Origin of the sequence: Acinetobacter seifertii (assembly GCF_000368065.1) — a bacterium.
Lineage (GTDB): Bacteria > Pseudomonadota > Gammaproteobacteria > Pseudomonadales > Moraxellaceae > Acinetobacter > Acinetobacter seifertii.
On record NZ_KB851205.1, the window covers coordinates 1 to 13183 of the forward strand.

Below are 13183 nucleotides of genomic sequence, written 5' to 3' on the forward strand. Positions count from 1 at the left end.
CTTCGAGTAATTTAAACCAATCAATCAATGAAAATTATTTCGATTAATCAATCAGTAAAAATCCACACAAGTTGTTCTTCAATTCTCTTAATGATCTTCTTCCTGGTTCGTCACCAGCAAGCTAGGTCGGCTATATTACTCTTAATCTCTTAAAAGTCAACAGGTAATTTCGATATTTTTAAAACTTATTTTCTAAACCACCTTGTCATCAAATTCATCACTTAAAGTAACCAACTTAATCACAAGTAACTGTTTTTCAACAAGTTTCTATCTGCATCACCGCCGATGGATGTGCATTATAGACCATTAAATTCCCTTTGCAAGCGGAAATTAAAAATTTATGACTTGAGCGTTCACTTTTAAACCAAATGCCATATTAAGTTATTGTTTTATATTAATAATTATTTTAAATATTTATTTTTGACCCAAATAAGCCAGTATCATCATCGATAATTCTTGCTTAAGTTGTTGTTCTGATATGAGAAAATTATTCTGACTCACGTAACGCATCATCGTAAAAAGCGTACTATTAATAATTACAAAGGATTTATGTTTCACTTGTTCGAAGTCCCACTGATGAGGATTTCTACTAAATGTATATAGTCCCACTTCAAAAAAATGCTTCTCTAAAATCTGAGCAGCTTGCGAATGACTATAGTCATGACAATGTTTCAGTACTTCTATAAAAAATCCGTGATCGGCTTTTAATGCATTAAATCCTAGCTCTATCGCCAAGGGAATAAGCAGATCTAAAGGAATATTTCCTTGATGCATAACTAATTCTTTGAGTTGTTGTCCTAATAGTTCGCTTTTACGACGCAATAGTTCTTCTATGATTTGATCTTTATTCTCAAAGTATTGGTAAATCGAGCCTACACTCACTCCAGATTTCTCTGCAATTTTAGGAGTCGTTGTATGAAGCAATCCATATTGGGCAATACAGTGCTGTGTTGCCTCTAAGATATGGTCAACAATAACTTTTGAACGCTGTTGCTGTGGGACTTTTCTCATCGTTTTTTTATTCGTTAAATGCGAATTGAATGCGAATAATTATTCATATTAGCCTATTTATCATTCAGATCGATAAGTAAGTAACGATATGCAAATGATTAGCCCGACTCGACTTGCTTCTTTTAATGATATGCAAGATAGTAATTTCTTTACTCAGTTTTTAAATATCTGTTGTGAAAAACCTGTACAACCGAACTATACAGAATATGTATCTTTACAACGTGCTCTTTGTGAAGGGGACGTTGAAATGGATAAGGTGATTGATTGGGTTATGCAAAATCCCAAAGATCATCGCATGATTTTTGAAAAGATATTATTTCAAGGCCGTAATGACCTATTCGAGCCTATACCTACTGAGTTAGAAAATTTCTTTAATTACATTGAACAAAAGCCTGAATGGTTAGATCAGCGCCAAATTGATGCGGCTGTTAAATTTACTCATCGTTTAGGAATAAATAATGGTTTTATTCTTAGAGATTTATCTTTAATGGCGGGATATTTATATCCTGGATTTAATCAACCATTAATTTTAACAGGCGCACTAAAGAAACAGGCAGGTACTCGTTTAGCAGAAACTACAAAATGGTGGGTTGATATTACTGAACCTCAAGGACTTGATCGTTTAAGCTCAGGTTTTACTTCAACGATTTATGTTCGTTTTATTCATGCTCTTGTTCGCCGACAATTAAAGAAGTCTGATCGTTGGAATAGTGACGTTTGGGGAATTCCTCTTAATCAGTTTGATTTAGCAATGACTAATTTGGCTTTTAGCAGTGTAGTTTTACTTGCTATGAGAGCTTTAGGTATCTGGCCAACCCAACAAGAAGCCAAGAGTTTTTTACATTTTTGGCGTTATGTCGGATGGTTAATGGGTATTGATGAAAAATGGCTTATTCAATCTGAAACTGAAGGCTGGCGATTACTTTATTGGATGCAGTTTGCTCATCCTCACTCCGATCACAGCAGTGTTGAGTTAGGATCAAGCTTATCTAAAGAACCTTTTGAAAGAAAATATCTGCATCTGCGCTCTTTGCAGCAGAAGCTTGCTTATCGACAACATTTAGAACTTACCCAATTTTTTATTGGTAAGAAACGGATGAAATTACTTGGATTGCCTCAACAGTCTGCTCCATGGTTTGCTTATTATCTGATTTTACGTAATTCAGTACTTTATAACGGCGCAAAATTTTCACCAAAAGTTGAAAGGTTTTTAACTCAATCAGGTCGTAATCTACAGAAACTTGGCCTACGTCTTTATGAAAATCAAGGTAAGGTAAAAACCTTAGCGAGTATGCATCAATAGTTTTTAAAACCTAAAAATAAAAAATGGAAGCCCGTTAACCAGACTTCCATTTTAAATATTAAGGAGCCTATTGAGCTGATGAACTGTGCATTTCAGCGTGATTCATTTGCTCATGTGACTCCATCATCTGCTTGTTCTTTTGACTTGGCATATAGTCTGGTTCATTGTTAATTGCCCAGTAGAAAATAAGCATAAATAGTAAGGCTAAGATAGAGGCTACAATAAGTAACTTCCATCCCCACCAAGAGTGTTCCGGCGATAGTTTATTTGTCATTTCATTTCTCTCTTTAAATTAATTCTTTCAGTTCATTTAATTGGTTAAGCTGATTAAAACTTCATGCTCATACGAACCCAATAATTTCTTCCGATATTATTGAACTGCTCTTCGCTCGCAAATCCAAAGCCTGCACTACCCGCTTTATTTAAGTGTTCTGTGTAGGTCTTATCTAATACGTTATCGATGCCGACAGAGACATCAATATCTTTACGAAGGTTATAACTTCCGTTTAAAGAAAGTGTTGAGAAACCTTTACTTGGTTTTAGATCATATCCCACGATATTACCTTGATGTAGACTCACACGGTTTTGCTCAGCAACCGCTCGCCACAACAGACCCAAATTATACTTATCAGCTACATAGCGAATATTTAATCGACCTTCTAAAGGTGAAATTTGAGGTAACGGCTTGTCATCTGTGGTGTTTTTACCCCATGCATACATCGCACTCAAATCTGCTTGAATATGATCAGTAAATTGGTATCCAATACCCGCCTCTGCACCAGCAATAGTCGCGTCAACATTTTTGGCACCCGCAGTAATATCATTGCTCATATCATGCCCACCAATTCCCATACTTGGGTGATGGTGGTAACTCATTAAGATGTAGTCATCTACTAAACCTGCATAAGCTGAAGCCCATGTATTTAAAGCTCCATGTTGTTGCTGGAAGCCTAGATCCAACTGCAATGTTTTCTCAGGGTTGACACCGTTAAAGGTATTGGTTGAGCCAGCATTACCGTGTTTAGGCGAGAAAAGCTCCCAATAATCAGGCATACGCTCTACATAACCTAAACCAATATAGCTTTTTAAGTCATGCTCAGGATGTTGATTTTCCCAACGTACAAAAGCACTCGGTAACGTCTTTTCAAGCTTTGTATTAAAGCCTTGTGCTTTAGAGTCGGCACGCTCATCTTCAACTATGACTCGATCTAAACGCACACCTGTGACCAGTTTGTTGAGATCGTTCCATTGATAACCAAGTTCACCAAAAGCACCGTATGATTGAAAACGCATATCTTGACGATATGGAATATTCATAGAAGGCATATTCGGTGATGACATGCTACCGCCATGTTTATTGAATTGAGAATCGACACCTGTAATCAGGCTCCACTTATTCCATTCAGAGGTCATGGCTAAGCGCGAGTTTAGTGTACGGCGTGTCACTTCCATTGCCATCGCGTTTGGCATGAGCATGGTCATACCACCATGGTTCATTTCAACTAATGGAGGAGTACGTAAGCTAAAGTTATCCATAATATGGTCGTTATAGCTGTAGTTCACCTGCCCTTCAATTTTCTTAATGACATCAGTGATATTTTTCTTTTCGAACCGCAGACCTAAGCTTTCTCGAGCAAATTGAGATCCGTCCATTGAACGTCCAGCATAAAGCGATTCACCATCCGATTTCCCTCCCGTGAGCTCGATCCACGTGTTTTTATCTGGAGTAAAGCCAAGTGCTACATCAGCATTCCACTTCTTCCATGCTGAAGGTACGGTATTGCCGTCACCATCTTGATAACTATTGGACTCTGAGCGGTTGGCATTTAAACGGATATATTTTTTCTCATCGCCAACGGCCGCCTCAACATTATGATCAATACGTCCATATGAACCTAGCAGGACACTCGCTTGTCCACGATAAGGTTTTTCAGAGGTGAGCTTTTCAGGCTGACGTTCAAAAAGCACAGTAGCTGCTGAACCTGTATTGGCATATTGAACAGTTTGCGGACCTTTAATGACAGAAATACGGTCATAACTTTCTGGAGAGATATAAGAAGTTGGAGCATCCATACGGTTTGGACATGCACCTAGGTTTTCCGTTCCATCTGTCAAAATTTTGATGCGTGAACCAAACATGCCTCGGAATGTCACATCACCATTTGTTCCACCACTTTGTATTGAATTGAAGCCCATAATACTTTGTAGATAGTCTGCCCCATCTGTGGCAGGTACTGGCTGAATTGGTTGCTTCGGATCTGCATGTACAATCAGACCATTTGCATCGTTTCCTTGTTGTGCTGTAACAACAATAGGTGCCAATGAATGAAGTGATTTTGAGTCGGCATCATTTTTTTCTGAATCGGCAAAAGCGAAACCGGAATGAGAGACAGCAAGCATCGCAACCCATAAAGGCTGTAATAAGAATTTAGAATGTGGCATTTTTTATACGCTCTAAAACATAAATAAAGTGATATCGAAGTCAATAAAGACCCCAACAAAAAACTGCTTTTATTTATGCAAATAGAGGCGGTGCACGCCCTTGCGGGAGTAAGAAGAGTCGCTGTAGTGCAAAATAAACATGTCGAAATGCTTGTTGATAGGCGACTAAGCGAACTTGTATACGAACGAGTACCTCTTTTACGCCAAATTCGGGAGGTAAAACCAGATTGGCGTAGACGGTACAATATTGGCATTGGTGATTTGCATCATGGTGGTCATGATGTTCAGGTAATTGTGCCTGCTCGATATGACGCTCATGATGCATATGCATGGTATGTGACATGGTTTCCATCTGTGCCTTGGGTTTAAGCAAAGCGCGGGTAATAGTTTCACAGACCGGAGCAATTTGATATTGCTTCGGCAATAGCGGCTGTAGAAATACCGCAATCTGTAAAAACACTGCTGCACATGCGAGCAACAGACCACTACGAAAAACCAAAAATCACATCCACACTATAATGTTTGAAAAAACTTTTAACGTTTCACCGCAACTTTTTCACGCTCGCGTTGACGAACAATCTTTTCGACTTTTTCACGTGCGCGCTGACGTTTAAGTGGCGACAAATAATCCACAAACAATTTGCCTTTTAAGTGATCCATTTCATGTTGGATACAAACAGCGAGAAGTCCGTCAGCTTCTATCTCAAATGCTTGACCTTCAAGGTTAATTGCCTCGATTTTCACACGTGACGGGCGATCAACTTTGTCGTATATTTGTGGCACTGATAGACAGCCTTCTTCGTACGGCTGCGTCTCTTCAGTCAGTGGAGTTATTTTGGGGTTAATGAAAACCAAAGGTTCATCTTTAGATTCAGACAAATCTATGACGATAAGCTGAATATGACGATCGACCTGAGAAGCTGCTAAACCAATACCTGGTGCCGCATACATGGTTTCAAGCATATCTGCTGCAAGTTGACGAATTTCATCAGTAACTTCTTCAACAGGCTTAGCAATGGTACGAAGACGGGGATCAGGAAAACTTAAAATAGGTAATAAGGCCATACTGACGTCCTCACTTATGCCATTGATTAAAAAACCAAATGAAGGAAATACTTCATCGAAAAATTGTGTGTTAGCCGCCTATTATAACGCATCTGCACGCATAATTTTTAGGAATTATCATAATGAAAAAGGTTTTTGACGGCATGGTTCAATTTCATGCTTTGGGGATAAAAAAGCATTTACTTGCTTTAGCACTCTGTACAGGAGTTGCATTTGGTACGGTAGCAGAGGTTCATGCTGCCAGTCCGAATCATAATCCACCTTCTCTTAAAAGCAATGCACCCAATGTGTATGTTGTAAAACGTGGAGATACCTTATGGGATATTTCAGGTCATTTTCTAAATAAACCATGGCGTTGGCCTGAAATCTGGGCAAGCAATCAACATGTTAAAAATCCACACTGGATCTATCCTGGTGACAGATTACTACTATGCAGCTTAGATGGACGACCATTGGTAGGTAAAGATGAAGGAGATGGCTGTGTAGGTATTATTCGTCGTTACACAGGCCAAACCACAAACTTGCAACCACAAGTTCGTGTCGAAGCATTAAATAACAGTGTACCGGTTATTCCACTTGAACATATTAAACAGTGGTTAGAGCACAGTACTATTTTACCAGCCGATTCAATTGCCAACACACCTTACATTGTTGGGACAGCCGATCAACGTGTACTTGCAGGAAAAGGCCAAACTATTTATGCAAGAGGACAAGGTCTAGTTGAAGGTCAGCGCTATGCTGTTTATCGCGAAGGCGAACCTTACTATTTCACAGACAGTAAAGGTAAGAAGCATAGTTTAGGCATAGAGCTGTCACAGGTTGCTTCTGGTGTTGCGATGTCTACTGAAAAAGACATTACCACATTAGAACTTACCGATAGCTATGATGGTGAAGTACGTCGTGGCGATCGTGTTATGCCTGAAGAACAAGCTAATTTACCAACATTATTTTACCCCGTAGATGCTAAACAAGTGACTGACGGTGGTAAAATTATTCGCGTCATGGGATCAATTGGTAGAGCTGCAAAAAATAGTGTCGTGACTTTAGACCGCGGTACAGCACAAGGTGTTCAGGTAGGTCAGGTTTTTGATATTGATCAACAAGGCGAGACCATTCGCGATCCAAAAACAAAAGAACCAATTCAGCTCCCTGGTCAACAAATTGGTAGTTTAATGGTCTTTAGAACTTTTGATCAGCTGAGCTATGCTTATGTTCTTGAAAGCAACTTACCAATTAAAGTCGGTTCAAGCATTCAGCCACCTCGTTTTACTGATTAGTGCTGGATGTACCATTTACAATGCTTACCCAACTTTCTTCACACCATTACCACACACTTAAAGTGTGGTATTTGGTGCAACACTCGTTAGTTAGCTTTAAAAAAATTATTGATTATTTTGGAGACTGTGAAAAAGCCACTCAACCTGATGGTTTAGCAAAGTGGCAATCTCTTGGCTTACATGCCAATCACTTAAAGCGTCTAAATGAGTTTCAAACGGCGCAAGGTCAAACCGAGTTTGAACGACTTATACAACAAGTTCAACAGCATACTGATTTTATTTTGACACCAGATGATGCTGGCTATCCAACTCAATTACTCCCTTATACAGATCATCCACCTGTTATTTTTGGAAAAGGTCAGGCACAAGCATTATTACAACCGCAAATTGCGATTGTCGGTAGCCGAAAACCTAGCCCACATGGTCGTCAGGTGGCTTATGATTTTGCCTATTATTTAAGTGAAAAGGGTTTTTATGTAAGTAGCGGCTTGGCATACGGCATTGATGAAGCAGCTCATCAAGGTGCATCTGTTCATCAACGTACGATAGCAGTGATAGGTACAGGTTTAGACAGTACCTATCCAGCTCAAAATAAAAAATTGGCAGAACATATTCTGGCTCAGAACGGCGCCATCATTAGTGAGTTTTTACCGGGAACACCACCTCTACAGCAGCATTTTCCACGTAGAAACAGAATTGTTAGCGGTCTGAGTTTAGGCGTATTAGTTGTAGAAGCGACTTTAAAAAGTGGCTCCCTCATTACTGCCAATAAAGCAGCTGAGCAAGGCAAAATCGTATTTGCCATTCCCGGTCATATTTACAGTGAATTTCATCAAGGTTGCCATCAACTTATTCGTGAAGGTGCAATTTTAGTCGATCACCCTGAACAAATTATTGAAGACCTCGCCCTACCCACCCAATGGCAGAGCCAACAAAACTCAACAGAGGAGGCAATCGTTTCTTGCACCCCAGAAATTCCAGAGCATTTGATTAATATTTATCAGTCTTTAGACTGGGTAGGCCAAAATATTGACCAGCTTGTTTTGCATCATTCACAACCTGTTTCTGAACTCACCTCATCATTGATGGAACTAGAACTACTCGGTTTATGTATGCAACAATCAGGATTGTATTTACGTTGTCGTTCTTAATATTAGAGCGCACAATAACGACTCTGTTTGATTGAAAGGAAAGTATTACCATGATTACGACCTCAGTGACCGAAGCAGCCGAATGTTTACAACAAGGTCAAGTTTTGGCATATCCAACTGAGGCAGTCTGGGGACTAGGCTGTGACCCGTTTAATGAGCAAGCTTTTCAAAAAATTCTTGAATTGAAGCAACGTCCTATCGAAAAAGGCGTCATTTTATTAGCTGGGCACATTAGTCAAGTCGAGCATTTGCTGACTTCTTTACCGCAAAAGACTCAACAAGAGATCATTGACTGCTGGTCTAATCATCAACCATCAGAAAGAGCCACGACTTGGTTATTACCAGCCGATCAGCATATTCCATCATGGATTAAAGGCGAACATCCCCTTGTTGCTGTACGAGTAACAACACATCCTTTATGTGTGGCATTGTGCAATGCTTTTCATGGTTTTATTGTGTCGACGAGTGCCAATCCTAGTGGACAAGAGCCTGCTCATTCACTACAAGATGCCTGCCAATACTTTGGTTCACAATTAAACTATCTTAATGGTGACTTAGGGCAAAGTCAGCAACCAAGCCGAATCATTAATGCCTTAACTGGTGAAGTCATTCGTCCTTAATTGTAGACAAAAAAAAGCTCAGTTATATAGGGATAACTGAGCATAAAAAAGGATGGGTATATACCGCATCCAGAGGGTTTGGATATCTCTGGAACGAAAGAAAAATTGCTTAAAATAGCGTCTTTCGTAGTGGACGCTATTATGTGGTAAGAGACTATAGTAGAGAAATATATAATTTCTCTAAAAAAAGCATGAAAAGTGTAGGGAATTTAGATTTTTTCGCTTATAAGTTAAAATTATATTAATATTTTTACTCGTCTTTTTTAATATTTATATTTCAACTTGTTTTTATAATCTATTTATAAATCATATAGAAAAACTTTAACTAAGAAAAAATGGCATATTTTCATCAGTTTTTTCTAAAATATGCCATAGTTTTTTTAATGACTTTAGTTTTGCTCTTGGATTAAGTCTGGTTTTTTAACACTGACCTTTTTTTGAGCCATAATGATACCAATTAAGATCACGATGCCACCTAAGGTATGGTAAATGGTCCACTGTTCAGATAACCAAACGCTTGCAATGACTGCCGTAAAGACAGGAACCAAGTTCATGAAGATGCTGGTTCTATTTGGGCCAAGTTGTTGTACGGCCAGCATCCAAACTAACGGCGCAATTAAAGAGGCAAATACTCCAGCATAAATTGCACTTGGCGCATTTGCCGCATTCAAGCCATCAAGACCAAACCAGAAAATTAAAGGCAAATGAAATATCACAGAAAACCCAATCTGCACATATAAGCTTGTCATGATTGGCAGTGGCAGTTGCCATTTTTTAAGGAAGACCCCATAAAATGCGTAGAAGAACACGGCAATAATCATTAATGCATCACCAAGATGTCCACCACCACTTAACAGCTTATGAATATCTCCTTGGGACATGACATATAGCAAACCGGCGAAAGATAAAATACTGCCAAAAACTGCAAATCGATTAGGCACATCTTTTAAAATCGCAAGAGAAACAAAAATAGTAAAGATCGGAATGAATGCGTTCACAATCCCCATATTAGTTGCAGTGGTATAGTGAGCTGCTGTGTAAGCAAGACCTTGATAGAGCACCATTCCAAATGCACTTAGCACAGCAAGCTTAGGCAAATATGGTTTTACTAACTGTCTCTGTCTCCAAACTGACACAATCATAAATGGAGTCAAAATGATAAAAGCAATTAGCCATCGATAAAAACTAATGCTCACCGGAGAGATATAATCCGAGACGTATCGAGTGACTACAATATTTAAAGACCAAATCAATACTGCCAAAATGGGGAAAATAAATGCCCATTTGTGATATTTCATGACCTGACTCATAGTAATACACCCTCTACAAAAGAGATTTTATTTTGGAGAATGTCTTAATAAATTGAAATATCGCATTTCCGACATTGATATTGAACTTAGGACATTACTAATTTTTTTAAAATAATGCCCAAGCTTTCATAGCATGCTCTACCACTTTGTGTAGTTGCTCGGTACTTGCGCCATCTCTCGCTTGAATCGTCAGCCCTTGAATAACTGTGGCATAGAAATCTGTCATTTCTTGAAGAGGTGCATCGGCAGCTAAGTCACCCTGTTCTACCCCCTGTTCTAGACGTTTTAATAACTTTTCTTTGGTCTTTATACGCTTATCTAATAAATTTTGCTGTACGTCTTGCGTTGCATCAGAGCAATTCATAGCTGCAACCACCAACATACAACCTGCTGGCTTATTAGGTTGAACCAATCTTTTTACATTGTCATAAAGGTATAATTCAAAAGCAATTTTTGCTGTTTTTGCTTCTAAAAAAATTGTTTCTATAGGACATGCTTCATGAGCTAAGTAGTAATCAATACTCTTATAAAACAAGCCAGCCTTATCACCAAAAGTACTGTATAAGCTTGGTGCTGTAATTTCTAAAGCCTGCGTTAAGTCACTAATCGACGTTGCTTCGTAGCCATGTTCCCAAAAAAGTAACATTGACTTCTCTAACACTTGCTGCTCATCAAAGCATTTAGGGCGTCCACGCTTCTTTTTCAGCGTTTCTTCATTAACAACAAGATCTGTTTCATGCCTATTTGTCATAAAGATCACATCTATTTTTATAACAATCGTTATTAAATTAATTGACGTTCGATTTTTTATCAACTATTTTATTTTCATAATGATCGTTAGTTAATTAAAAAATTTGTCTTTCTTCACTTTGAATTTAGCCAAGTCAGGATTTCTTATGGAACAATCTACTACTTCTAAAGCGCGACCCACGACCTCCACTCAAGGGAGCTGGTTTGCCATTTTGGCCGTTGCCAATGCAGCATTTGCATTAGTAACAAGTGAATTTTTACCAGTCGGTGTTTTAAATAGCGTTGCGGCTGATTTGCATATTTCTGTAGGTACAGCTGGTCTTATCATTACTGTGCCCGGCATTATGGCAGCGATTGCAGCTCCGCTATTACCTGTTTCAGTCAAACAACTTGACCGTCGTTATGTGCTTATTTTACTCACTGCAATTATGGTCATTGCCAATACCATTACTGCTTTTGCAGAAAACTTCCATGTTTTATTACTGAGCCGCTTAATTTTAGGTATCTCAATAGGTGGCTTTTGGGCCACAGCTATTGCATTAAGCGGTAAGCTCGCACCTGCACATTTGCCTATTGCTAAAGCCACTGCCGTAGTTATGGCTGGTGTAACCTTTGCGACTGTATTAGGGGTACCAATTGGAACTTGGTTAAGTGAGTTTTATGGCTGGCGTAGTGCATTTGGTATTACTGCTGCGATCGGTCTTGTTGTACTCGTACTTCAACTGATTTTCCTACCTAAACTTATACCAGACTCAGCAATTCATATTCGTGATTTACCTGCGTTATTGCGCACACCTAAAGCACGTAGTGGCATGTTGATTGTTTTATTAATTGGTCTTGCTCACTTCTGTGCCTACAGTTATTTAGCTCCTTTTTTTAAGAATATTGCAGGATTTAACGGCACGACCATTAGTTCATTATTATTGCTTTACGGAATTGCTGGTATCTTTGGAAATGCATTTGCAGGATATAGCGGTAACTTAAATGTCCGTTACACTCTAGCCTTCGTTGGAACATGTTTTGCAATCGTGTTTTTCGGCTTCCCTATCTTTGCTATTCATGAATTTGGTGCCATCGTCCTTACTGCATTATGGGGCTTCGCATTTGGTGCTTTCCCTACCTCTGCCAATATTTGGATGTTTGTACATGCACCTCATGCCGTAGAAAAAGGTATGCCGCTTTTTGTTGGCATGTTCCAAGTCATGATTGCTACAGGTTCATTATTAGGTGGTTATGTAGTTGATCATTTCAATGAAAATACTTTAATTTATGGTGTATTAAGCTTCGTTGCTTTAGCATTAATTAGTACATTTACCTTTGCCAAAGGTTTAAATAATCCTAAAGTAACTTGTGAAAATTAAATATTACTTAGAGTAAATAGATGAAAAATGAGGGCCAACAATTTTCCTTATTGAACCATATAGAAGTTCATGAGTTTCTATATGAAAAAGAAGATATTGTTCGTCCTCATGCTTCACTTTGGGGAGATTTCAACTTCAGTTTGAATGGTATTTTGGAAATACAGGTAGAAGAACAAATCTACTTATCTCCTCCAAGCTATGGGCTTTGGATTCCCCCTCAAACGGTTCATCAATCTACCCATATCGATCATGAAATTCACTATATCTGTATTCGACTACACCCTAGCCTCTGTTCTATTTTAGGTGATGTCTGTAAATGTTTTAGTATTCAGCCTTTCTTTCGAATCCTCGTTTTACAAATTGTGGAACAGCAAAAACAAAATGGAAAACCTGAATATTTAGAACATCTTTTGCAAGTTCTATTTGATCAGTTACAACAAGCCACAGCATATTCTCATTACTTACCCCAAACACGTCATCCAGTTTTACTACCAATTTTGGAAAAGCTTTCAGACCCATTATTTTTCAATCACTCTTTACAGCAGTTACTTCAGAATTTTTCAGTCAGTGATCGTCATTTATTGCGTCTAAGCCAACAAGAGTTACAACTTTCATTATCAGAATGGCGTAATCGGGCCAAAATTGTTTATGCCATTCATCAAATTCGACAAGGCATGTCGATTAAACGTTTAGCATACGATTTAGGTTATCAGCATAGTTCTAGTTTTATTGAATTTTTTAAAAGGTATACAGGCCAGACACCTGTTCAAATCAGAAACAATTAGCTCACAGTCTGCTTTTTCTTCTCTTTTTATTTTTTGAACACGAATATTATTGCACTCCTCAAGAATAGCAGTTAAAACAAATGCGTTACTTGATATCAATTACAATCT

At 38.5% G+C, this 13183-nt stretch carries 12 protein-coding genes and 1 pseudogene; 6 read left to right on the forward strand and 7 right to left on the reverse strand.

Annotated features, from left to right (window positions below; genetic code table 11):
• Positions 1 to 443 precede the first annotated feature (443 nt).
• Positions 444 to 1011 (reverse strand): annotated as a pseudogene (locus F985_RS23895) (TetR/AcrR family transcriptional regulator).
• An 88-nt stretch (positions 1012 to 1099) separates the two neighbouring features.
• On the opposite strand from F985_RS23895, the gene F985_RS23900 reads away from it, so the two are divergent.
• Positions 1100 to 2314 carry an oxygenase MpaB family protein gene (locus tag F985_RS23900; RefSeq protein ID WP_004705920.1) on the forward strand — a complete coding sequence of 405 codons (1215 nt, stop codon included), beginning with the start codon at positions 1100 to 1102 and terminating at the stop codon, positions 2312 to 2314.
• A gap of 67 nt (positions 2315 to 2381) precedes the next feature.
• Here the strand turns inward: F985_RS23900 and F985_RS23905 are convergent, their stop codons facing one another.
• The 4 genes from F985_RS23905 to def form a co-directional block, all read right to left on the reverse strand.
• On the reverse strand, positions 2382 to 2588 hold the full coding sequence (locus F985_RS23905; protein ID WP_004705921.1) for a hypothetical protein: 207 nt from the start codon (positions 2586 to 2588) through the stop codon (positions 2382 to 2384).
• 53 nt (positions 2589 to 2641) lie between these two features.
• Positions 2642 to 4756 (reverse strand): TonB-dependent copper receptor, encoded by a 2115-nt coding sequence (locus F985_RS23910; protein ID WP_004705922.1) that lies wholly within the window; start codon positions 4754 to 4756, stop codon positions 2642 to 2644.
• A 73-nt stretch (positions 4757 to 4829) separates the two neighbouring features.
• The gene (locus F985_RS23915; protein WP_004705923.1) at positions 4830 to 5255 is read right to left on the reverse strand and encodes a DUF2946 family protein; all 426 of its coding nucleotides are present in this window, start codon (positions 5253 to 5255) and stop codon (positions 4830 to 4832) included.
• A gap of 35 nt (positions 5256 to 5290) precedes the next feature.
• Positions 5291 to 5821 (reverse strand): peptide deformylase, encoded by a 531-nt coding sequence (gene def / locus F985_RS23920; RefSeq protein ID WP_004705924.1) that lies wholly within the window; start codon positions 5819 to 5821, stop codon positions 5291 to 5293.
• A 122-nt stretch (positions 5822 to 5943) separates the two neighbouring features.
• Between def and F985_RS23925 the strand changes: the two genes are divergently transcribed.
• From F985_RS23925 to F985_RS23935, 3 genes are read left to right on the forward strand one after another with little or no spacing between them, the layout of a single operon-like run.
• Positions 5944 to 7098, forward strand: coding sequence for a LysM peptidoglycan-binding domain-containing protein (locus F985_RS23925; protein ID WP_004705925.1), 1155 nt, complete (start codon positions 5944 to 5946; stop codon positions 7096 to 7098).
• A 20-nt stretch (positions 7099 to 7118) separates the two neighbouring features.
• Complete coding sequence (gene dprA, locus F985_RS23930; RefSeq protein ID WP_004705926.1) at positions 7119 to 8249, forward strand: DNA-processing protein DprA; 1131 nt, start codon at positions 7119 to 7121, stop codon at positions 8247 to 8249.
• A gap of 50 nt (positions 8250 to 8299) precedes the next feature.
• On the forward strand, positions 8300 to 8869 hold the full coding sequence (locus F985_RS23935) for an L-threonylcarbamoyladenylate synthase type 1 TsaC (protein WP_004705928.1): 570 nt from the start codon (positions 8300 to 8302) through the stop codon (positions 8867 to 8869).
• 389 nt (positions 8870 to 9258) lie between these two features.
• On the opposite strand, the gene F985_RS23940 is transcribed toward F985_RS23935, so the two are convergent.
• Together F985_RS23940 and F985_RS23945 are read right to left on the reverse strand one after the other, a co-directional pair.
• The gene (locus F985_RS23940) at positions 9259 to 10179 is read right to left on the reverse strand and encodes a DMT family transporter (protein WP_004705929.1); all 921 of its coding nucleotides are present in this window, start codon (positions 10177 to 10179) and stop codon (positions 9259 to 9261) included.
• Between the two features lie 106 nt (positions 10180 to 10285).
• On the reverse strand, positions 10286 to 10939 hold the full coding sequence (locus tag F985_RS23945) for a TetR/AcrR family transcriptional regulator (RefSeq protein ID WP_077164355.1): 654 nt from the start codon (positions 10937 to 10939) through the stop codon (positions 10286 to 10288).
• 136 nt (positions 10940 to 11075) lie between these two features.
• Between F985_RS23945 and F985_RS23950 the strand changes: the two genes are divergently transcribed.
• Positions 11076 to 12290, forward strand: a complete 1215-nt coding sequence (locus F985_RS23950; protein ID WP_004705931.1) for an MFS transporter — start codon at positions 11076 to 11078, stop codon at positions 12288 to 12290.
• A gap of 20 nt (positions 12291 to 12310) precedes the next feature.
• Positions 12311 to 13075: an AraC family transcriptional regulator gene (locus tag F985_RS23955; RefSeq protein ID WP_004705932.1), complete on the forward strand. Its 765-nt coding sequence runs from the start codon at positions 12311 to 12313 to the stop codon at positions 13073 to 13075.
• Positions 13076 to 13183 lie beyond the last annotated feature (108 nt).

Excerpts from the sequence above, each read along its gene's own strand:
- def (WP_004705924.1), bottom strand. The coding sequence starts at position 5,821 with ATGGCCTTATTACCTATTTTAAGTTTTCCTGATCCCCGTCTTCGTACC.
- F985_RS23940 (WP_004705929.1), bottom strand. The coding sequence starts at position 10,179 with ATGAGTCAGGTCATGAAATATCACAAATGGGCATTTATTTTCCCCATT.
- F985_RS23905 (WP_004705921.1), bottom strand. The coding sequence starts at position 2,588 with ATGACAAATAAACTATCGCCGGAACACTCTTGGTGGGGATGGAAGTTA.
- F985_RS23935 (WP_004705928.1), top strand. The coding sequence starts at position 8,300 with ATGATTACGACCTCAGTGACCGAAGCAGCCGAATGTTTACAACAAGGT.
- dprA (WP_004705926.1), top strand. The coding sequence starts at position 7,119 with ATGCTTACCCAACTTTCTTCACACCATTACCACACACTTAAAGTGTGG.
- F985_RS23925 (WP_004705925.1), top strand. The coding sequence starts at position 5,944 with ATGAAAAAGGTTTTTGACGGCATGGTTCAATTTCATGCTTTGGGGATA.
- F985_RS23910 (WP_004705922.1), bottom strand. The coding sequence starts at position 4,756 with ATGCCACATTCTAAATTCTTATTACAGCCTTTATGGGTTGCGATGCTT.
- F985_RS23950 (WP_004705931.1), top strand. The coding sequence starts at position 11,076 with ATGGAACAATCTACTACTTCTAAAGCGCGACCCACGACCTCCACTCAA.
- F985_RS23900 (WP_004705920.1), top strand. The coding sequence starts at position 1,100 with ATGCAAATGATTAGCCCGACTCGACTTGCTTCTTTTAATGATATGCAA.
- F985_RS23955 (WP_004705932.1), top strand. The coding sequence starts at position 12,311 with ATGAAAAATGAGGGCCAACAATTTTCCTTATTGAACCATATAGAAGTT.